General features: G+C 64.5%; 16 protein-coding genes. 12 read left to right on the top strand and 4 right to left on the bottom strand.

The features are described from left to right. Positions 1-80 precede the first annotated feature (80 nt). A complete protein-coding gene (locus AB0O58_RS10195) occupies positions 81-911 on the top strand; it encodes an alpha/beta fold hydrolase (protein ID WP_366238159.1) in 831 nt (276 codons plus the stop codon). A 64-nt stretch (positions 912-975) separates the two neighbouring features. Here the strand turns inward: AB0O58_RS10195 and AB0O58_RS10190 are convergent, their stop codons facing one another. Next, positions 976-2640 carry an ABC-F family ATP-binding cassette domain-containing protein gene (locus AB0O58_RS10190; RefSeq protein ID WP_366238158.1) on the bottom strand — a complete coding sequence of 555 codons (1665 nt, stop codon included), beginning with the start codon at positions 2638-2640 and terminating at the stop codon, positions 976-978. A gap of 57 nt (positions 2641-2697) precedes the next feature. Between AB0O58_RS10190 and AB0O58_RS10185 the strand changes: the two genes are divergently transcribed. Together AB0O58_RS10185 and AB0O58_RS10180 are read left to right on the top strand one after the other, a co-directional pair. After that, positions 2698-3546 (top strand): aldo/keto reductase, encoded by an 849-nt coding sequence (locus AB0O58_RS10185; RefSeq protein WP_063216894.1) that lies wholly within the window; start codon positions 2698-2700, stop codon positions 3544-3546. Positions 3547-3648: 102 nt separating this feature from the next. Next, positions 3649-4470, top strand: a complete 822-nt coding sequence (locus tag AB0O58_RS10180; RefSeq protein WP_167326625.1) for a uroporphyrinogen-III synthase — start codon at positions 3649-3651, stop codon at positions 4468-4470. Here the strand turns inward: AB0O58_RS10180 and AB0O58_RS10175 are convergent. Beyond that, the gene (locus AB0O58_RS10175) at positions 4467-5540 is read right to left on the bottom strand and encodes an NAD(P)-binding domain-containing protein (RefSeq protein WP_366238165.1); all 1074 of its coding nucleotides are present in this window, start codon (positions 5538-5540) and stop codon (positions 4467-4469) included. The genes AB0O58_RS10180 and AB0O58_RS10175 overlap by 4 nt on opposite strands. A gap of 55 nt (positions 5541-5595) precedes the next feature. On the opposite strand from AB0O58_RS10175, the gene AB0O58_RS10170 reads away from it, so the two are divergent. The 3 genes from AB0O58_RS10170 to AB0O58_RS10160 all read left to right on the top strand — a co-directional run bounded on the left by AB0O58_RS10170 (position 5596) and on the right by AB0O58_RS10160 (position 8525). After that, entirely contained in the window at positions 5596-6327 is a 732-nt protein-coding gene (locus AB0O58_RS10170; RefSeq protein WP_366238157.1) for an enoyl-CoA hydratase, read from the top strand. Then, positions 6324-7658: an ammonium transporter gene (locus tag AB0O58_RS10165; RefSeq protein ID WP_032375364.1), complete on the top strand. Its 1335-nt coding sequence runs from the start codon at positions 6324-6326 to the stop codon at positions 7656-7658. The genes AB0O58_RS10170 and AB0O58_RS10165 overlap by 4 nt, the downstream gene beginning before the upstream one ends. A gap of 192 nt (positions 7659-7850) precedes the next feature. After that, positions 7851-8525, top strand: a complete 675-nt coding sequence (locus AB0O58_RS10160; RefSeq protein WP_027495954.1) for a hypothetical protein — start codon at positions 7851-7853, stop codon at positions 8523-8525. A 67-nt stretch (positions 8526-8592) separates the two neighbouring features. Here AB0O58_RS10160 and AB0O58_RS10155 read toward each other — a convergent pair whose 3' ends face one another. Further along, entirely contained in the window at positions 8593-9540 is a 948-nt protein-coding gene (locus AB0O58_RS10155; protein WP_057473705.1) for an alpha/beta hydrolase, read from the bottom strand. Between the two features lie 196 nt (positions 9541-9736). Between AB0O58_RS10155 and shbA the strand changes: the two genes are divergently transcribed. Both shbA and AB0O58_RS10145 read left to right on the top strand, forming a co-directional pair. Next, positions 9737-10318 carry an RNA polymerase sigma factor ShbA gene (shbA, locus tag AB0O58_RS10150; protein WP_027495956.1) on the top strand — a complete coding sequence of 194 codons (582 nt, stop codon included), beginning with the start codon at positions 9737-9739 and terminating at the stop codon, positions 10316-10318. 113 nt (positions 10319-10431) lie between these two features. Continuing rightward, entirely contained in the window at positions 10432-12078 is a 1647-nt protein-coding gene (locus AB0O58_RS10145; RefSeq protein ID WP_366238156.1) for a hypothetical protein, read from the top strand. A gap of 64 nt (positions 12079-12142) precedes the next feature. Here the strand turns inward: AB0O58_RS10145 and htpG are convergent, their stop codons facing one another. Continuing rightward, positions 12143-14068 (bottom strand): molecular chaperone HtpG, encoded by a 1926-nt coding sequence (htpG, locus tag AB0O58_RS10140; RefSeq protein WP_094694781.1) that lies wholly within the window; start codon positions 14066-14068, stop codon positions 12143-12145. 94 nt (positions 14069-14162) lie between these two features. Here htpG and AB0O58_RS10135 point away from each other — a divergent pair, with 94 nt between their 5' ends. The 4 genes from AB0O58_RS10135 (at position 14163) to AB0O58_RS10120 (ending at position 19645) form a co-directional block, all read left to right on the top strand. After that, entirely contained in the window at positions 14163-15278 is a 1116-nt protein-coding gene (locus tag AB0O58_RS10135) for an MBL fold metallo-hydrolase (protein WP_366238155.1), read from the top strand. Positions 15279-15298: 20 nt separating this feature from the next. After that, positions 15299-17713 carry an HAD-IC family P-type ATPase gene (locus AB0O58_RS10130; RefSeq protein WP_094694779.1) on the top strand — a complete coding sequence of 805 codons (2415 nt, stop codon included), beginning with the start codon at positions 15299-15301 and terminating at the stop codon, positions 17711-17713. 41 nt (positions 17714-17754) lie between these two features. After that, positions 17755-17943 (top strand): antitoxin, encoded by a 189-nt coding sequence (locus tag AB0O58_RS10125; RefSeq protein ID WP_032371276.1) that lies wholly within the window; start codon positions 17755-17757, stop codon positions 17941-17943. A 76-nt stretch (positions 17944-18019) separates the two neighbouring features. Then, complete coding sequence (locus tag AB0O58_RS10120; RefSeq protein WP_032381694.1) at positions 18020-19645, top strand: Na+/H+ antiporter; 1626 nt, start codon at positions 18020-18022, stop codon at positions 19643-19645. The last annotated feature ends 15 nt before the right edge of the window (positions 19646-19660 follow it).

Genomic DNA, 19660 nt, shown 5'->3' with positions numbered 1-19660 from the left:
GTGCTGATCCCTCGGGAGATGCTGGACGAGATGTCTCTCTATTGTCTACTATCTCGATCATCGAGAGAATAGGGGTACCAGTGACGCTCGACGGATTCTTCACCGCCTACGACCGGGTGCTGCAGAAGTGGCCGGCGGATACCCAAGCAATCGACGTGAACACGGTGCACGGCACCACGCGAATCAACGCCTGCGGACCCGTCGACGGCCCGGCGCTGGTGCTGCTCCCTGGGGCGGGTGCCACGTCCACCGTGTGGTTCGCCAACATCAACGCGCTTTCGCAGCACTATCGGGTCTACGCGGTCGACCTCATGGGCGACGTCGGACGGAGCGTGCCCGGTGAGCAGTCCATCGACTCCGTGGACGAGCTGCTGAACTGGGTGACGGCGGTGCTGGATGAACTGGGCCTTCGAGCTGTGGCACTGTGCGGCCATTCCTACGGCGCGATGATCGCTCTGGCGTACACCTTGCGCAACGAGAGCCGCGTCGATGCGCTGACGCTACTCGATCCCAACGCATGCTTCGGCTCCATGAGTCCGCGCTACCTGCTGCACGCCCTACCGATACTGCTGTCTCCCAACGAGAAACGGCAGCGTGCTTTCGTCCGATGGGAAACCGATGACGCGCAGTTGGATCCGGATTGGCTCGACGTACTTGCTCTGGGAGCCGCGCATGCTCCGACCACAAAAACCATTGTTCCGAAACGGCCGAATCCTGCTACGTTCGCGAACTTCGGTGTAGCGACAACCGTGGTGCTGGCTGGGAATGGCAAGGTGCACAATGCCGCTCGAATCGAATCGGCGGTCCGAACCGCCCTGCCTGCAGCGCGGACCGTGATACTCGACGGAGCCACGCATCACACGTTGCCGATGCTTCCCGCCGCCGAGGTGAACGAAATTCTTCTCAGTTGACGAAAATCGGGTGCAGCTAGCCGCGCTCACCACCGCGGTCAGCTGCACCCGATTTCACTGCGACCTACTTCTCTCTCAGCTGCCCATCGTTCATCGTCCAGTGACGAGTGCTGCGAACGGTGTCGAGCATGCGGCGATCGTGGGTCACCAGCAGCAGGGTGCCCTCGAAGTTTTCCATCGCGCGTTCGAGTTGTTCGATGGCGGGCAGGTCGAGGTGGTTGGTGGGCTCGTCCAGCACCAGCAGGTTCACGCCGCGGGCCTGTAGCAATGCGAGTGCGGCACGGGTTCGTTCACCCGGCGACAAGGACGACGCCGGCCGCAGTGCGTCGTCGCCGCGCAGCCCGAACTTGGCCAACAGTGTGCGGACCTCGGCGTCGGGCCACTCGGGAACTGCTGCACTCAAGGCGTCGGACACTGTTCCGTCGCCGACGAAATAGGCTCGTGCCTGGTCGATTTCGCCGATCGCCACACCCGAACCCAGTGAGGCCGTTCCCTCGTCCGGCGTCAACCGGCCCAGCAGTACCGACAGCAGCGTCGTTTTGCCGGAGCCGTTGGGTCCGGTGATGAGGATGCGATCGCCCCAGTCGATCTGCGTCGTCACCGGACCGAAGGTGAAGTCCGATCGGCGTACGACGGCTCCGCCCAACACCGCGACAACGGTCCCGCTGCGAGGAGCCGCCGCGATCTCCATCCGCAGTTCCCATTCCTTACGGGGTTCCTCGACCACCTCGAGTCGCTCGATGCGGCGCTGTGTCTGCCGAGCTTTCGCGGCCTGCTTTTCGGTCGACTCGGCGCGAGTCTTGCGGGCGATCTTGTCGTTGTCGGTGGCCTTGCGTCGCGCATTGCGGACGCCCGATTCCATCCAGTTCCGCTGCATCTGCGCGCGAGACTCCAACGCCAACTTGGTGTCTGCGAACTCGTCGTACTTCTCCCGTGCATGCTGGCGCGCAATTTCACGTTCCGCGAGATAGGACTGGTAGCTGCCGTCGTACACATCGATGCGACGCTGCGCTCGATCGAGCTCGACGACACCGGTCACCGTCCGCGCCAGAAACTCGCGATCGTGACTGACGACGACGATGGCCGCCCGCGTCGCGACGACGAATTGTTCGAGTTGCTCGAGGCCTGCGAGGTCCAGGTCGTTGGTGGGCTCGTCGAGCAGAAGAATGTCGTAACGCGCGAGGAGAATCGCGGCGAGCCCGGCTCGGGCGGCTTGCCCACCCGATAGATCCGTCATGAATGCGCCGCCGTCGACATCGAGGCCCAGATCCGCGAGCACCTTCGCCGTTCGCTCCGCCAGATCCGCGCCGCCGAGAGCCAGCCACTTCTCCAGCGCCGGGGTGTAGAGGTCCTCGTCGGCAGGAGCGGAGCCTGCGGAGTGACCGGAGTCGCTGCCACCCAACGCCTCGGCGGCTGCGTTCATGGAGGCTTCGGCATCGGTGACCCCGGTACGCCGGCCGAGGAAATCCAACACCGTCTCCCCGGCGATGCGCTCGGGCTCCTGCGCAAGATAACCGACGGTTGCGTCGGGCGGGCTGGTGTAGATCTCACCCTCGTGATCGGCAGTTCCCACGCCCGCCAGCAGCGTCAACAGCGTCGATTTACCGGCACCGTTCGCACCGACCAACCCGATCACATCACCCTCGGTCACCGTCAGATCGAGTCCGGAGAACAGGGTTCGATCGCCGTGAAAGGCGGCCAGATCGTCGATGCGGAGCGTGGCAGTCACCGGACCAGTATCCCCGGGACCGGGAACAGATTCACAGCGCCGTCCGTTGGCATTCGTATGACGTATTCAGCCGAGACCAGTACTGTCCCGACCATCGTGCTCAACGACGGCACGTCGATTCCCCAGCTCGGGTTCGGTGTGTGGCAGGTTCCCGACGACGGTGCCCAGGCCGCCGTGTCCGAGGCGCTGAAGGTCGGATACCGCAGCATCGATACCGCCAAGGTGTACGAGAACGAGGCCGGCACCGGCAAGGCCATCGCGGAGTCCGGCATCGCGCGCGACGAGCTGTTCGTCACCACCAAGCTGTGGAACGACGATCAGGGCTACGACTCCACCTTGAAGGCCTTCGACGCCAGCATGGATCGTCTGGGCCTCGAGTACCTCGACCTGTACCTGATTCACTGGCAGCAGCTCGATCGCGACAAGTACATCGACACGTTCAAGGCGTTCCAGAAGCTGAAGTCGGACGGCCGCATCGGTTCGATCGGCGTCTCCAACTTCACCATCCCCACGCTCGAGAAGCTGATGGACGCCGTCGGTGAGGTCCCGTCGGTCAACCAGATCGAGCTGCATCCGCGCTTCATCCAGGAAGAACTGCGCGCTTTCCATACCTCGAAGGGCATCGCCACCGAGGCGTGGAGCCCGCTCGGCTCCGGCACCGTTTTGGACGATCCGGCCTTTGCGCCCATCGCCGAGGCACACGGCGTCACCCCGGCGCAGGTGATTCTGCGCTGGCACATCCAGCTCGGCAACGTCGTGATCCCCAAGTCGGTCACCCCGGAGCGGATCGCGAGCAACTTCGACGTGTTCGGCTTCGAGCTGAGCAACGACGAGATTCAGCAGATCAACGCTCTGGACACCGCCGACGGCCGCACCGGCCCGGACCCGGACAAGTTCAGCAGCTGACCCGCCATGTGAGTGGAACTTCGTAGTGGACTACGAAGTCCGGAGTGGAGCCTGCGCAACGACCGCGGGCACAGCGCGCACATGGGGGCCTAGTCTGTACCCATGTCGGAACCGCTCGCAGGCAAGACCGTTGCCCTCACCGCCGAGCGGCGTGCCGACGAATTGGCCACCATGCTCGAACGCCGCGGCGCGAACATCGTTCACGCCGCGGCGATTCATGTTCTGCCCCTGATCGACGACTCGGAGCTGAAGTCGGCTACCGAAGGCATTGTCGATCGTCCCCCGCAGATCGTGGTGATCAGCACCGGTATCGGCTTCCGTGGCTGGCTCGATGCGGCGGCCGAATGGGGTGTGCGCGACGACCTCCTGGCAGCGCTCGCGCACACGAGAATCATTGCGCGTGGCCCCAAAGCGCGTGGTGCGATCCGGGGTGCCGGGCTGCGTGATGAATGGTCGCCCGCCACCGAAGCATCGCAGGAAGTCGCCGATCATCTTGCTGCCCAGGGCATTTCCGGTGCCGACATCGCCGTGCAACTGCACGGCGTCATCACCGAATGGGAACCGACGATTCACCTGAGCGATGCTCTGAGCGAACTCGGTGCGCATGTACGACCGATCCCGGTGTACCGCTGGATCCGCCCCGTCGATCAGGCCCCGCTCATGGACTTGTTGGCACAGATCATCGAGCATCGAGTGGACGCAGTGACGTTCACGAGCGCTCCCGCCGTCGCCTCCCTGCTGTCGACGGCCAAGGACAACGGCATGCTCGACGCCTTCCTCGCCGCATTTCGAGGCCCCGTCGCCGCGATCTGCGTGGGGCCGGTGACGTCGGCCCCGTTGGATGCGTTGGGCGTTCCGACGTCGATGCCGGACCGTGCGCGTCTCGGCTCCCTGGCCAAGTTCGTCGTCGAGCAGCTGGGTTAACCCAGAGTCTCGAGCAACTCCGTCACCGCTGCTCGCCCGGCCCGGTTCGCCCCGATCGTGCTCGCGGACGGGCCGTACCCCAGCAGGTGGACGCGATGGTTCGCGGCGACCCGGGTGGTCAGCCTGCCGTCCATGACGATTCCGCCGCCGTGCCCGCGCAGTCGCAGCGGGGCAAGGTGATCGAGGGCGCTGCGGAATCCGGTGGCCCACAGGATCACGTCGGCGTGCTGGGTCGAACCATCCTCCCACACAACGGAATCGGCGGTGATGGACGAGAACATCGGCTTGCGTTCGAGAGCCCCGCGCTCGCGGGCGGCAGCCAGCGACGGGGTGAGCAACAGGCCGGTCACCGAGACGACCGAGCCCGGCGGCAGGCCCGCTCGCACCCGCTCCTCGACCATGGCGACGGCTTTGCGTCCGGCGTCGTGGTCGAATTGGCTGTCCCGGAACACCGGTGGTCGACGCGTCACCCATGTTGTGGTGGTCACCTGCGAGATCTCGTCGAGTAGCTGCACGGCCGAGATTCCGCCGCCGACCACGACGACGTGTTTGCCGGCGAACTCGTCCGCAGTTCGGTAGTCCTTGGTGTGCAGTTGTCTACCGGTGAAGGTCTCGGCTCCGTCGTAGTGCGGAACGAACGGCTTCTCCCACGTTCCGGTCGCATTGATGAGGCCCTCGGCCATGACGACCGTGTCCCCGGCCTCGACCCGAAAGAGTGGTTCGCGGTCGCACACGACCGTCACCGTGACGGGGCGTCGGACATTCAGTTCGAACCGTTTCTCGTACGCGCGGTAGTAGCGGGGAACCGCGTCGGCTGCCGCGATGGATTCGGGTGGCTCGTCTCCCAGCGTGTCGGCGAACGGCATCCCGGGCAGATCGTGCACTCCGTTGACGGTGCTGAGCGTCAGCGACGGCCACCGGAACTGCCAGGCACCGCCAGGTCCGGGGGAGCGGTCGAGCATGACGAAGCCCGCACCTGCGGCAAGTCCGGCCCGCCTGAGGTGGCAGCCGGCCGAGAGCCCGGCCTGGCCGGCACCGATGACAGCAACCCGAGTGTCGATCACGAGTATCAGTAGATCAGGCCCCGCCCTGTGACCGCGGCTACCAGCCGGTAACCTGCTCGGCGTGATCGGACACACTCGTGACGGCGATGTCGTCATCCTGGAATTGCAGCGACCGGACAAGCGCAATGCGCTGAGCACGGATCTCTGTGTCGCGCTACGACGCGAAGTCGAGCAGGCGGATGCCGACGGCGCGCGGGTCGTGGTGATCACCGGACAGGGCAGTAGCTTCTGTGCCGGTGCCGACCTGACCGGAGATGCGTTTCCCGACGCGTTCGGCGAAACGCTGGAAGGCATGCTCACCGCCATCGAGCGAGTGTCCGTTCCCGTCGTGGCGGCGATCAACGGGCCTGCCGTCGGAGCGGGGACGCAGTTGGCCATTGCCTGCGACCTGCGGGTGGTCGCACCCGAGGCATTCTTCGAGATTCCCTCCACGCGTCTCGGAATCGCAGTGAGCAACTGGACGGTCAAGCGTCTGGCGGCGTTGGCCGGCGGCGGCGTGGCGCGCACGATCCTGCTCGGCGGCGAACGGGTGCACGCCGATCAGGCGTATACGTGCGGTCTGGCCAACAAGCTCGGCGATCGCGATGTTGCCGTGCAGTGGGCGCACTCGATCACTGCCCTTGCACCCCTGGCGCTGCGACACCTCAAGCTGGTGTTCAACGACGACGGCGCGCACGACGATCCGACGCCCGCACAGCGCGCGGCATTCGAGGCCGCGTGGAGCAGTGCGGACATGAAGGAAGCGCGCCGCGCGAGAGCCGAGAAGCGCGCACCGAAATTCGTGGGCAAGTGATCAATGGAGCGCCCGACGCGGGCGACACGGCCTGGTTGCTGGCGAGCACCGCACTGGTTTTGCTGATGACGCCGGGCTTGGCCTTCTTCTACGGCGGCATGGTGCGCTCGAAGAGCGTGCTGAACATGATGATGATGAGCCTGTCGGCCATCGCCGTCGTGTGGTTGCTGTGGTTGGTGTTCGGGTTCTCGATGGTGTTCGGCGACAACGTGATCGGCGGCTGGATCGGAAACCCGTTGCAGTACGCCGGTTTCGAGGGTTTGCTCGGCGGCGTGTACACCTCGGCGGCGGGCACGGTGTCGATTCCGTTGGTGGGAACCGTTCCGGCGTTGGTGTTCGCGGCATTCCAAGCGGGATTCGCCATGGTGACGGTCGCGCTGATCTCGGGTGCCGTCGCAGACCGGATGCGGTTCGTGCCGTGGGTGCTGTTCGCGGCCCTGTGGTCCACGCTGGTGTATTTCCCTGTGGCGCACTGGGTTTTCTCGCTCGACGGGCTCACCAGTGAGTTCGGCGGGTGGATCACCAACAGGCTCGGCGCGATCGACTTCGCCGGTGGCACGGCCGTGGAGATAAACGCGGGTGTGGCCGGGCTGGTGCTGGCCCTCGTGGTCGGCAAGCGGAGCGGGTGGCCGCGAGATCCCATGCGTCCGCACAATCTTCCGGCCGTCATGCTCGGAGCCGGACTGCTCTGGTTCGGCTGGTTCGGTTTCAACGCGGGCTCGTCGTTGGCGGCCGACGGCGTCGCCGCAGTGGCGCTGGTGAACACGATGGGCGCGGGCGCGCTGTCGATGGCGGCGTGGCTCGTCGTCGAGAAATGGCGGGACGGGCACGCGACGTCGTTCGGTGCGGCGTCCGGAGTGGTGGCCGGACTCGTCGCGATCACGCCGTCGTGTACTGCCGTCACACCGATCGGTGCAGCCGCGATCGGCATCGTCTCGGGCGCGTTGTGCGCGTTGGCGATCGGCCTCAAATATCGCTTCGGCTACGACGATTCACTCGACGTCGTCGGTGTGCATCTCGTCGGCGGTGTCGTCGGAACGCTGATGATCGGACTCGTCGCCAGTGCGCAGATGCCGGCGGGCAAGGACGGTTTGTTGTACGGCGGCGGTCTGCATCAACTCTGGGTGCAAGCCATCGCCGTCGTGGCGGTGTTCGCGTACACCGCAGTCGTCACCACCGCTATCGCGTTCGCAATCAAGGCCGTCATGGGCGTGCGCGCCGACGCGCAGCACGAGGCCGACGGCCTGGACGAGCACGAGCACGCCGAGTCCGCCTACGACTTCGGAGTGGGCCACGGAGGCAGCAACAAGCCTGGTCTTTTCGGTAAGTAGGGGCAAACCCTGCGCGTCCTTTACGAACCGATCGGTCGCTGAAAGTCGTTCTGTCCCTTTCGCGTTGATGCGATCGATCGTTGTTCGGTTCGACCCCTCTCGTTCATCTTCGGTTCGCTCTTCACGCTCGTTGTGCCCATAGCTTTTCGCTGCTCGGTATCGAGAGATGGACACGACGAAAGACTGAGGAACATGAAGCTGACTCGATTCGCGGCAACGTCCGCATTGGTCATTGCAGCGATGACGACCGCCATGGGCACCGCCTATGCGGATCCGGCACCGGCTCCCGCCGCTGCCGTCGGGTGGAACGTCACCCAGGCCGGCAACCAGGTCCTCGTCGACACGACGGCCGGCACCCTGAGCAACGAAGACAACCACCTGGTCGTCCGTGACGCCAACGGCGCACTCGTCGACTCCGTACCGCTCGCCATCGCCGCCGACGGATTCTCGCACCCCGTCGCCGCCGACATCGACGGCAACCACGCCACTCTGACCGCTGATGTCTCGCCTGCCGCGGCAACCCCGGTCTCCACCTCCCTTCCCGGCCTGCAGCAGGTCGACCTGCCCGCCGCAGTCGCAGGCGTCAAGGACAACCTCAGCCTCACCGCCTCCGTCGGTGGATTCCTCGGTGCTGCAACCGGAATAGTCGGCGGATGCATCCTCGGAATCATCACCGGAGTCGTCGTGACCGCACCGGTCGCGACTCTTCTCGGAGCAGGCCCCATCGGCGGCTGCGTCATCGGCGCAATCGCCCTCGGTGCCATCGGATCGCTCGCCGGCACCTCCGCCGGTGGCCTCGGCGCAGTCATCGGTAACGCCGGACAGTTCATCCAGCTGCTCAACGCTCCTCCCGCAGTGAAGAAGTAACGCCGCCTCGACAACAGTGCTGTGGCCCGCATCGGATATCCGGTGCGGGCCACAGTCGTCGAAAGGTCTAGCGAGCCAGGGCGAGATCCCCCACGTGAGCTCGCCGAGCTGCCGTCACGAGTTCGACGATGGCGTCCGCCACCTCGTGTGCTCGTTCGAGAATCACCATGTGTCCGGCCTGCGCGATCCGTACCAAACGTGCGTCGGGCAGGTGGGCGGCGAGGGTTTCCGAGTGTCGCATCGGCGTCATCAGGTCGTCCGAACCGCACAGCACCAGGGTGGGAATCGAGGCCAGCGCGGCCAGACCGGCCACTTCGTCGAGTCCACGGAACGCGCCGAGGAAGCCGGCCATCGTCACGATGGACGTGTCGCCGAGCATGGCCGTCGCCAGAGTGACCACCCGCGGGCTGACTTTGTGGGAGCCGCATCCCGCCGTCCTGACGATGGGCGCGCACACCCCGCGACTGAGCCTCTTGGCACCCGACATCAGTCGAGGGGCCCGTCGAACAGCTGCCTGAAACGCCGACACGGCCGGATGCGCGAGGCAACTACCGAGCCCGTCATCGGTGATCCCGCCCGCGGATGTCGCGATCAACCCGACCCCGACCAGGCGCGATCCGACGGCATCCGGGTACTGACGCGCGTAGGAGAGCGCCGTCATGCCGCCCATCGAGTGGCCGATCAGAACGAACGGACCGACCGGGACGACGGCGCGAATCACGTCGGCCAGGTCCTCGCCGAGCTGATCGATGGTGCAGCTGTCGGGCGATGCGGCACCGGATTCGCCGTGGCCGCGGTGGTCGTACAGAACGATTCGCGTGTTCTCGCCCCAGACATCCTCGACGTGGGTGCGCAGCTCGGTCCAGGACTGCATCCGCAGGCAGTGCCCATGGGCGAACACCACGGTCAGAGCCGCATCGGACCGTCCGAACTCGCGCACTGCGAGCGTGGTGCCGTCCCCTGCGGCGACGGTGCTCCGGCGACCGACCAGGTGGTTCTGCTCACTGGTACTCATGTGCGCTCCGCGGTGTCAGGGTCACGTGACGCGACGTGGATGTTGTCCGGTACGTCGCTCGGACGACACGCCGTGTTACCTGAGTCACATTCTTCTCGATTGTGGTAGCCGATCCGACCAAGCCGAACGGTCGGCTGCCTCGAAGTACTGGTGAGCGTTCAGGTGAGGGCGCGCGTTGCCAAGAAGGAGATCGGCCATGAGCACTTCCATGGACACGCTCGAAGACGTCGTACCGCGGGCCGTCGCGGGTGACCGCGCCGCACTCGAACGCGTACTGGTGTTGATCCAGCCTCCGATTCGCCGCTACTGCGCCTCTCGGATCGGCAATCTCGATGTCGCGGCCGACGACGTGGTGCAGGACGTCTGCCTCGCTCTGGTCACCGCGATTCCCAAGTACCGCGACATGGGCAAACCGTTCATGGCATTCGTCTACGGAATCGCTGCTCACAAACTGGCCGATGCCGGCCGACGATCGGCTCTGCGGCAGACGTTCTCGACGGCCGAGCTGCCCGAGGAGGTGTCGGGTGAAGACGGTCCCGAGCAGGTCGCGCTCGGCGACGAACTCCGCTCCCATGCGCAGGCCCTGATGAACACCTTGCCCCCGAAGTACAGCAAGATCATCCTGATGCGAGTGGTGTGGGGCCTGACCGCACCGCAGACCGGCGAAGCTCTGGGAATGACGGCCGGTGCAGTGCGGGTCGCCCAGCACCGGGCGATGAACATGCTGCGCGCCGAACTGTCGAACTTCTCGCTACTGGCGGCCCGCACAGCTGCCTGACACCGCCCGGTGGAGGGGTGTCCGAGACGTATGTCCGAATCGCCGGATTGAGTAACACCAGCTACATCGGCTCAAGACACGTCGGCAACGTGGCGGTTCTAGGTTACTGAGCCATGACCGCCGTACAGCCAGCGCCGACAGACACCGCGCTGAAAGAGACGCTCGAGGACTACACGCTGCGCTTCGCGCCGCGTAGCTACCGTAAGTGGGGGACCGGTGTTGTCGCGACGTCCGCGCTCGGCGGCATCGCGTATCTCGCGGATTTCGCCATCGGTGCCAATATCGGAATCTCGTACGGAACCGGCAATGCACTGTGGGGCATTCTGGTGTTCGCTGTCGTCATCTTCCTGACCGGCCTTCCGCTTGCCTACTATGCGGCCCGTTACAACATCGACCTCGACTTGATCACGCGTGGAAGCGGTTTCGGCTACTACGGATCGGTCGTCACCAACGTCATCTTCGCGACGTTCACGTTCATCTTCTTCGCGCTCGAAGGTTCGATCATGGCGCAGGGACTCGAACTGGGGCTGAGCATCCCGTTGCCCATCGGGTACGCGGTCTCGACCATCATGGTCATCCCGCTGGTCATCTACGGCATGAAAGCCCTTGCCAAACTTCAGGTCTGGACCACCCCGCTGTGGCTCGTCCTGATGGTACTGCCGTTCGTGTACCTGGTGATCAGCAATCCCGACTCGGTCGGGGAGTTCTTCGCCTACGGCGGTCAGGACGGGGCCGACGGCAAGGGCGTCAACATCGGATCGGTGATGCTCGCGGCCGGAGTCTGTCTCTCGCTCATCGCGCAGATCGCCGAACAGATCGACTACCTGCGCTTCATGCCGCCCAAGACTCCCGAGAACTCCCGACGCTGGTGGGCCGCAGTGCTTCTCGCCGGCCCCGGCTGGGTCATCTTCGGTGCCCTCAAGCAGGTCGTCGGCCTCTTCCTCGCCGTGTACCTGATCGCCAACGTCGTCGACGGATCCAGCATCGCCAACGAGCCGGTGCACCAGTTCCTGGAGATCTACGAGAACTTCATGCCGGGCTGGCTCGCCATGACCCTCGCGGTGATCCTGGTCGTCATCAGCCAGATCAAGATCAACGTGACCAACGCCTATTCGGGATCGCTGGCGTGGACCAACTCCTACACCCGCCTCACCAAGACGTATCCGGGCCGCATGGTGTTCGTGCTGTTCAACCTGGCCATCGCGCTGATCCTGATGGAAGCCAACATGTTCGACTTCCTCAACAGCATCCTCGGCTTCTACGCCAACTGCGGTATCGCGTGGATCGCGGTGGTGGGCTCGGACATCGTGTTCAACAAGTACATCCTGAAGCTCTCGCCCAAGGTGCCCGAGTTCCGACGCGGCATGCTCTACAACATCAATCCGGTCGGCTTCGGATCGATGGCGGTGTCGGCGATACTGTCGATTCTGGTGTTCTTCGGCGCATTCGGATCTGCGATCAAACCGTATTCGCCCATCGTGGCTCTCGTTCTCGCACTGGTGCTTCCGCCCATCCTGGCGGTGGCGACCAAGGGCAAGTACTACCTGCGACGCACCGATGACGGCATCGATCTGCCGATGTTCGACGAGCACGGCAACCCGTCCGACGAGCTCGTGATGTGCCACGTCAGCGGCATGGAATTCGAGCGACCCGACATGATCGCGTCCAACGTGCCGGGACCCAAAGGGGAGAAGCAGTACATCAGTTCGCTGTCACTGAGCACCGACAAGACGGGGGAGCACATTCTCCCGCCTCAGTGAACTCAGCATGTGAGTGGAACTTCGTAGCAGGCTACGAAGTTCCACTCACATGGGGCGAAGCCGCTCAGATGGTCCGCGTCAACCGATCGGCGAGCAACTTGGAGAACTTGGCCGGATCCTTCAGCTCGGTTCCCTCGGCGAGAAGTGCCGTCGCATAGAGCAATTCGGCGGTCTCGGCGAGGTGCGGATCGTCGCTGCGATCCTCGCGGGCCTTCTTCAATCCCGTCACCAGGTCGTGGTTCGGGTTGAGTTCGAGGATGCGCTTGGAGGTCGGCACGAACTGGCCCGACGCCTTGTACATCTTCTCGAGCTGCGGGGAGAAGCTGAACTCGTCGCCGACGACGCAGGCCGGTGACGTCGTCAGTCGCGTCGACAGACGTACCTCCTTGACGTCCTCGCCGAGGGTGTCGGTCAGCCAGGTGAGCAGGTCGGCGAATTCCTTGTCCTGCTCCTCGCGCTTGGCCTCGGACTCCTTCTTCTCCTCTTCGGTGTCGAGGTCCACCTCGCCCTTGGCGATGGACTGGAACGACTTTCCGTCGAAGTCGGTGACGTTGCCGACCCACACCTCGTCGACCGAATCGGTGAGCAGCAGCACCTCGAGACCGCGAGCCTTGAACGCCTCCATGTGCGGCGAGCTCTCGATCTGCTGACGCGATTCGCCCGTCATGTAGTAGATCTGCTGCTGGCCGTCCTTCATCCGGTCCACGTACTCGGCGAGGGTCGTCAGACCCTCTTCGGAGTGGGTGGACGCGAACGACGAAATGCCCAACAGGGTTTCGCGGTTGTCGGAGTCGGAGATCAGGCCTTCCTTGAGGACCGTGCCGAACTGCGACCACAGCGTCTTGTACTTGTCGGGCTGCTCGCTCTGCAGCTCCTTGACGGTCGAGAGCACCTTCTTGGTCAGGCGACGACGGATCGCGCGGATCTGCCGGTCCTGCTGCAGGATCTCGCGAGAAACGTTGAGCGAGAGGTCCGCTGCGTCGACGACACCCTTGACGAAGCGCAGGTACTCGGGCAGCAGTTCCTGCGAGTCGTCCATGATGAACACGCGCTTGACGTACAGGTGTACGCCGGCCTTGCTCTCGCGCATGAACAGGTCGAACGGCGCCTGCGACGGAATGAACAGCAGCGCTTGGTATTCGAACGTGCCCTCGGCCTTGAACGGGATGACCTCGAGCGGCTCGTCCCAGGCATGGCTGACGTGCTTGTAGAACTCCTTGTACTCCTCCTCGGACACCTCGTCCTTGGAGCGGGTCCACAGCGCCTTCTGCGAGTTGATCGTTTCCGTCTCGATCGTGACGGTGTCCTCGCCGCCTTCCTCTTCGCTCTTGACGCGCTTCTCGACGTCGATGCGAATGGGCCAGGCGATGAAGTTGGAGTACTTCTTGACCAGTTCCTTGATCTTGCGCTCGGACGCGTAGTCGTGGAGGTGGTCTTCCTCGTCGGCGGGCTTGAGAGCGAGCGTGACCGAGGAACCCTGCGGGGCGTCGTCGACGTCGGTGATCTCGTAGGTGCCCTCGCCGGTGGATTCCCACTTGGTGGCGGTGCTCTCGCCTGCCTTGCGGGTGAGCAGCGTGACCTTCTCGGCCACCATGAACGTGGAGTAGAAGCCGATGCCGAACTGGCCGATCAGTTCCTCGGAGGCGGCGGCGTCCTTGGCTTCCTTGAGCTTCTTGCGAACTTCTGCGGTGCCGGACTTGGCGAGTGTGCCGATGAGGTCGATGACCTCCGAGCGCGACATGCCGATGCCGTTGTCCCGGATGGTGAGGGTACGAGCGGAGGAGTCGATGTCGATCTCGATGTGCAGATCCGAGACGTCGACGTCCAGATCCTTGTTGCGGTACGACTCCAGGCGCAGCTTGTCCAGCGCGTCCGAGGAGTTCGAGATCAGTTCACGGAGAAAGCTGTCCTTGTTGGAGTAGATGGAGTGCACCATCAGATCCAGGAGCTGACGCGTCTCCGCCTGGAATTCGAGCTGTTCGGTACTCAATGTCTCCCCTTCTAGCAGCAAAACCGACGCAAATATTCTACGGCAAGGCTACGGGTGAGCTGCGAAGACGTCGGCGCCGCCTACTGTGGTGCCCGTGACGAAGACGAAGTTGGCAGCAGGAGCAACCGCAGCGTTGGGCGGGGCATGGTTGGCGCGTGCGCTGTGGGGGCTTCCGTCGGCCATCGGTGCCAGGAGAGTGCACATCACTCCCTACGCGGCCGGGTCGCCGCGATACAGCGATCGCCGGTTCCACAACTCCGACCCCAGTTCGAGTTACGTCCCGGGTCGCGGCGAGAAGGGGCAGAAGAACATGCTCGTCTCGCTGTTCACCGAGCGAGGTAAGGGCAGGCCGCAGCGGCCGATCCCACTGGCACCGCCGATCGCGCCGGTGGACGCGGGCGAGCTGGCGGTCACCTGGTACGGACATTCGAGTGTGCTCGTCGAGGTCGACGGGTATCGCATTCTGGCCGATCCGGTGTGGAGCAATCGCGTGTCCCCGTCCTCGGTGGTGGGCCCGGCACGGCTGCATCCGACGCCGGTCGACCTGACGGACCTACCTCGGGTCGACGCCATCGTGATCTCCCACGATCATTACGACCATCTCGACAAGGCGACGGTACAGAAGCTGGCGAGCACGCAGTCGGCTCCCTTCGTCGTGCCTCTGGGCATCGGCGCGCACCTGCGCAAGTGGCGGGTGCCCGAGGAACGCATCATCGAACTCGATTGGGACGAGCAGACGGCGATCGGTGGCCTCACCGTCACGTGTACCGAGGCTCGTCACTTCTCCGGCCGCGGCCTGACTCGCGATTCGACGCAGTGGGCGTCCTGGGCGTTCGCCGGTCCGGTGCGGCGTGTCTTCTTCGGCGGCGACACCGGTTACACACCGAAGTTCGCGGAGATCGGCAGCAAGTACGGACCCTTCGACCTGACGCTTCTTCCGGTCGGGGCCTACGACGTGCGCTGGCCGGACATTCACATGAATCCCGAGGAGGCTGTCACCGCGCACGTGGATCTGACGCCGTCGGGAATCTTCGTGCCGATCCACTGGGCGACGTTCAACCTGGCGTTCCATCCGTGGTCCGAACCGATCGTGCGACTGCACGCCGCCGCCCAGGACGTGGGTGTGCAGGTTGCGGTACCGATGCCGGGTCAACGCGTCGACGGTACGAGGGCCCTGCACGACGATCGCTGGTGGACCCGTCTGGGCTGAGGCAGCACTAGGCTGCACCCATGTCTATCGACGCCGATGCACAGCGGGATACCGGGCTGACCGAGGCGGAGGTCGCCGCACTGCGGGCCGAGGGGAAATCGAACGACGTTCCCGCTCGTGCTTCACGTTCGGTTCGCGACATCGTCCGGGGCAATGTGTTCACCCGAATCAACGCAATTCTCGGGGTGCTGCTGATCATCGTGCTCTCGACCGGTTCGGTGATCGACGGCATGTTCGGGCTGTTGATCGTCGCGAACAGTGGCATCGGAATCATTCAGGAGATCCGCGCGAAGCGCACGCTGGATCGGCTGGCCATCGTCGGCCAGAACAAGCCGCAGGTGCGACGTGACGGTGTCTCGCAACAGATTCCGCCCGACGAGGTCGTCCTCGGTGACATCGTCGAACTCGGACCGGGTGATCAGATCGTCGTCGACGGCGAGGTCATCGAGACGGCAAGCCTGGAGATCGACGAGTCGTTGCTCACCGGCGAGGCCGATACGGTGCACAAACTCGAAGCAGCGCAGGTACTTTCGGGCAGCTTCGTCGTCTCGGGCAGCGGGGCCTACCGGGCGACGAAGGTCGGACGCGACGCCTATGCGGCCAAGCTCGCCGAAGAGGCCAGCAAGTTCACCCTGGTCAAGTCCGAGCTGCGCAGCGGTATCGACAAGATCCTGAAATTCATCACCTACCTGATGATTCCGGCCGGGGCGCTCATCATATACAACCAATTGTTCTCCAGCGGGCAGGCTTTGAAGCCTGCTTTGAACGGCATGGTCGCGGCCCTGGTCCCGATGGTCCCCGAGGGTCTCGTACTGATGACGTCCATCGCTTTTGCCGTGGGAGTCATCAGGCTTGGTCAGCGGCAATGTCTGGTGCAGGAGCTGCCTGCGATCGAAGGGCTCGCCCGAGTCGACGTGGTGTGCGCCGACAAGACCGGCACCCTCACCGAGAACGGCATGCGGCTATCGGAATTGGTGTTGATCGACGAGCACGACTCCGACTCGGTGACAAAAGTACTGGCGTCTCTGGCACACGACGACCCGCGTCCCAATGCCAGTGTGCAGGCCGTTGCCGAGGCGTATCCCGACGCGCCGGGGTGGACGCAGAGCGCGGTGGCCCCGTTCTCCTCGGCCAAGAAGTGGAGCGGTCTGTCGTACGGCGAGCACGGTAACTGGCTGCTCGGTGCCCCGGACGTGTTGCTCGACCCGACCTCGGAGACCGCTCGGCAGGCCGAAGACGCCGGATCCAAGGGGCTGCGGGTACTGCTGCTTGCCAGCAGCGACCTCGCCGTCGACGACACCGCGGCACCGGGAGTCGTCACCCCGCGGGCTCTGGTGGTTCTCGAGCAGAAGGTGCGCGAGGACGCCCGAGACACGTTGGAGTACTTCGCAAGTCAGCAGGTTCAGGTCAAGGTCATTTCCGGGGACAACGCCGTGTCGGTCGGCGCGGTCGCCGGCTCGCTCGGACTTCCAGGTGGCGACGCCCCGATCGACGCTCGTGACCTGCCCGAGGATTCCGAGCTACTGGCCGACTCCGTGCAGAACTCGACGACGTTCGGCCGCGTTCGGCCGGACCAGAAGCGGGCGATGGTGGGCGCGTTGCAGTCTCGTGGTCATACCGTTGCGATGACCGGTGACGGCGTCAACGACGTGCTCGCACTGAAAGACGCCGATATCGGGGTGTCGATGGGCTCGGGTAGTGCGGCCACGCGTGCCGTCGCACAGATCGTGCTGTTGGACAACAAGTTCGCGACGCTTCCCTATGTGGTGGGGGAGGGGCGACGCGTCATCGGCAACATCGAGCGCGTGTCCAACCTGTTCCTGACCAAGACCGTGTACTCGGTGTTGCTGGCGTTTCTCATCGGGCTCTCGGGAGTGCTGTCGCAGGTCTTCCATTTCGAGCCGATCCCGTATCCCTTCCTGCCGAGGCACGTGACCATCGCCGCGTGGTTCACCATCGGCATTCCGGCGTTCGTGCTCTCGCTGGCCCCGAACAACGAACGGGCACGCAGCGGGTTCGTCTCGCGGGTGATGCGGTTGGCCGTTCCGTCCGGGTTGATCGTCGGCTCGTGCACGTTCGTGTCGTATCTGCTGGCCTACGCGGGTCCGAACGCCACCGAGACTCAGGTGACCCAGGCGAGCACCACCGCACTGATCACGTTGATCATGATCGCGCTGTGGGTACTGGCCGTCGTCGCGCGGCCGTACACCTGGTGGAAGGTGGTGCTGCTCGCGGGATCCGTCGGCGGATACCTGCTGTTGTTCGCAATCCCGTTCTGCCGCACCTTCTTCAAGCTCGATCCCTCGAACGTCGGTGCCACCACGAGCGCCTTGATCATCGGTGCTGTCGGTATCGCACTCGTCGAGATTGCCCACCGATTCGGATCGGTACTGCGTAATCGAACGACTCTGCGTAACGGACAGAGCGAAACGTAGACTGGGGGCGTTCCGTTTCACCCGACTGGCAGGAGAGTTTCATGGGCTTCGCAGACAATTTGAAGGGCATGGTCGACAAGGGCAAGAACCTTGCGGCAGAGAACGCGGACAAGATCGACGACGTCGTGGAGAAGGCCGGGGACTTCATCGACAACAAGACCGGCGGCAAGTACGCGGACAAGATCGACAAGGCGCAGGAAGCCGCCAAGAAGGCAATTCCGGACAAGTAGGTCGATTCGGGCCGTCCACCCGGTGTTCGGGTCGTCGGTGGTGCCGTAGGGCGCTGCGGGCGGCAGAATCGGGCGGGTGGACGGACCGGTACTTCTTCTCGTAGTCATCTTCGCGATCGCAGTCGCGGGATTCGCCAAGCGTCTGGACCTGCAGGTCCCGCTCGTTCTGGTGACCGTCGGATCCATCGCGTCGTTCGTGCCCGGCGTACCGCACATCAGTCTCTCGCCCCAGCTCATCCTCGGTGTCGTGCTGCCGCCGTTGCTGTACTCCGCGGCGCTGAACTACTCCTTCGTCAGTTTTCGCCGCAACATCGGCCAGATCCTGCGCCTCGGTCTGGTGATGGTGATCGTGACGACCGTGGCCGTCGGGTACTTCGCCAACCTGCTCGTTCCCGAGCTGACTCTGGGTGCGGCCCTCGTGCTCGGTGCCGTCGTGGCCCCACCCGACGCGGTCTCTGCGATCGCCGTCGGCCGCAAGCTCGGCCTGCCCGCGAGAATGATGGCCATCCTCACCGGGGAGAGCCTGGTGAATGACGCGGCTGCGTTGACCTTGTTCACCTTGACCGTTGCGTCGGTGACGGGCAGTCGTATCGAACTCGGCTCACCGGTTCTGTTCTTTCTGTACGAGATCGTCGGCGGCGTGCTGGTCGGATTCGTCCTCTCGCGCATCGTTCGTTTCGTGCGAAACCGGATCGCCGATTCGGCGCTCGAGACGGTGCTCGGACTCGTCCTGCCGTTCGCGGCGTATCTGGCAGCGGAAGAGATTCACGCGTCCGGCGTGTTGGCCGTCGTCACCGCAGGTTTCGTACTGGGCCGTGTCACGGCCGACGTGTCGGTCTCGACCCGGGTGCAGGAGCGCCAGGTGTGGCCGACGGTGGACCTGCTGCTGGAAGCATTCGTGTTCGCGTACATGGGTTTACAGCTGAAGTTCGTCATTTCCGAGGTGCAGCGCGAGGGTCTTCCGGTGCATCACATTTTCGGGTACGCGCTGCTGGTGCTGCTCGTGGTCATCGTCGTTCGTCCGGCCTGGATCTTCTTCAACTCGGGGAGAAACCTGCTCTTTCGCACGGTGTTTCGGCGCGAGGGGGTGGCCGACGGCCTGACGTGGCAGCAGAACCTGGTGCTGTCGTGGGCCGGGATGCGCGGAGTGGTGACTCTCGCCGCAGCCGCGGGTGTTCCGTTCACCACCGTGCTCGGCGAGGAATTTCCCGGGCGGGCGGTGATTCAAGCGGTCGCGTTCGTCGTCGCAGTCGGAACGTTGCTGCTGCAGGGCCTGACGCTTCCGCTCCTCATTCGGCGGTTGGACGTCGCCGATCCACTCGAGCAGCAACGCAACGACAATCAACGACTGCTCTCGCAGGCCATCGCCCGCACGGCTGCCGAGACGTACCTCGAGCGGGCCGCGAAGGACGGCATCTCCGGCGTCGACAGTGACCGGGTAGCCGAGGTGATCGCCCGCGTGCGACGGTCGGTGCGGGCCCGGATGGACGCGGACGAGACCGAGGACCGCGAGAAGCGAATCGCGGCGGCCGGCGCGCTGTTCGACACCCTGCGGCACAATGTCCTGGTCGCGCAGCGGGCCGCACTGATCGCCGCCCGCGACTCGGGGGAGTTGGACGACGAAGCCCTACGCGCAGTGTTGAATGGTCTGGACGTGGAAGAGATCGCGGCCGAGGCACGCATCGAACGACGCACGACGTAGACGACGAACACAGTG

The organism is Rhodococcus sp. NPDC080181 (assembly GCF_040702225.1).
GTDB classification, from domain to species: domain Bacteria; phylum Actinomycetota; class Actinomycetes; order Mycobacteriales; family Mycobacteriaceae; genus Rhodococcoides; species Rhodococcoides fascians.
This window is presented reverse-complemented; position numbering and strand designations above follow the sequence as displayed.

What these genes read in the sequence shown, in the direction of transcription:
- AB0O58_RS10185 (WP_063216894.1), top strand. Translation starts at nt 2,698, where the DNA reads ATGACGTATTCAGCCGAGACCAGTACTGTCCCGACCATCGTGCTCAAC.
- AB0O58_RS10180 (WP_167326625.1), top strand. Translation starts at nt 3,649, where the DNA reads ATGTCGGAACCGCTCGCAGGCAAGACCGTTGCCCTCACCGCCGAGCGG.
- AB0O58_RS10160 (WP_027495954.1), top strand. Translation starts at nt 7,851, where the DNA reads ATGAAGCTGACTCGATTCGCGGCAACGTCCGCATTGGTCATTGCAGCG.
- AB0O58_RS10155 (WP_057473705.1), bottom strand. Translation starts at nt 9,540, where the DNA reads ATGAGTACCAGTGAGCAGAACCACCTGGTCGGTCGCCGGAGCACCGTC.
- shbA (WP_027495956.1), top strand. Translation starts at nt 9,737, where the DNA reads ATGAGCACTTCCATGGACACGCTCGAAGACGTCGTACCGCGGGCCGTC.
- AB0O58_RS10145 (WP_366238156.1), top strand. Translation starts at nt 10,432, where the DNA reads ATGACCGCCGTACAGCCAGCGCCGACAGACACCGCGCTGAAAGAGACG.
- AB0O58_RS10130 (WP_094694779.1), top strand. Translation starts at nt 15,299, where the DNA reads ATGTCTATCGACGCCGATGCACAGCGGGATACCGGGCTGACCGAGGCG.
- AB0O58_RS10125 (WP_032371276.1), top strand. Translation starts at nt 17,755, where the DNA reads ATGGGCTTCGCAGACAATTTGAAGGGCATGGTCGACAAGGGCAAGAAC.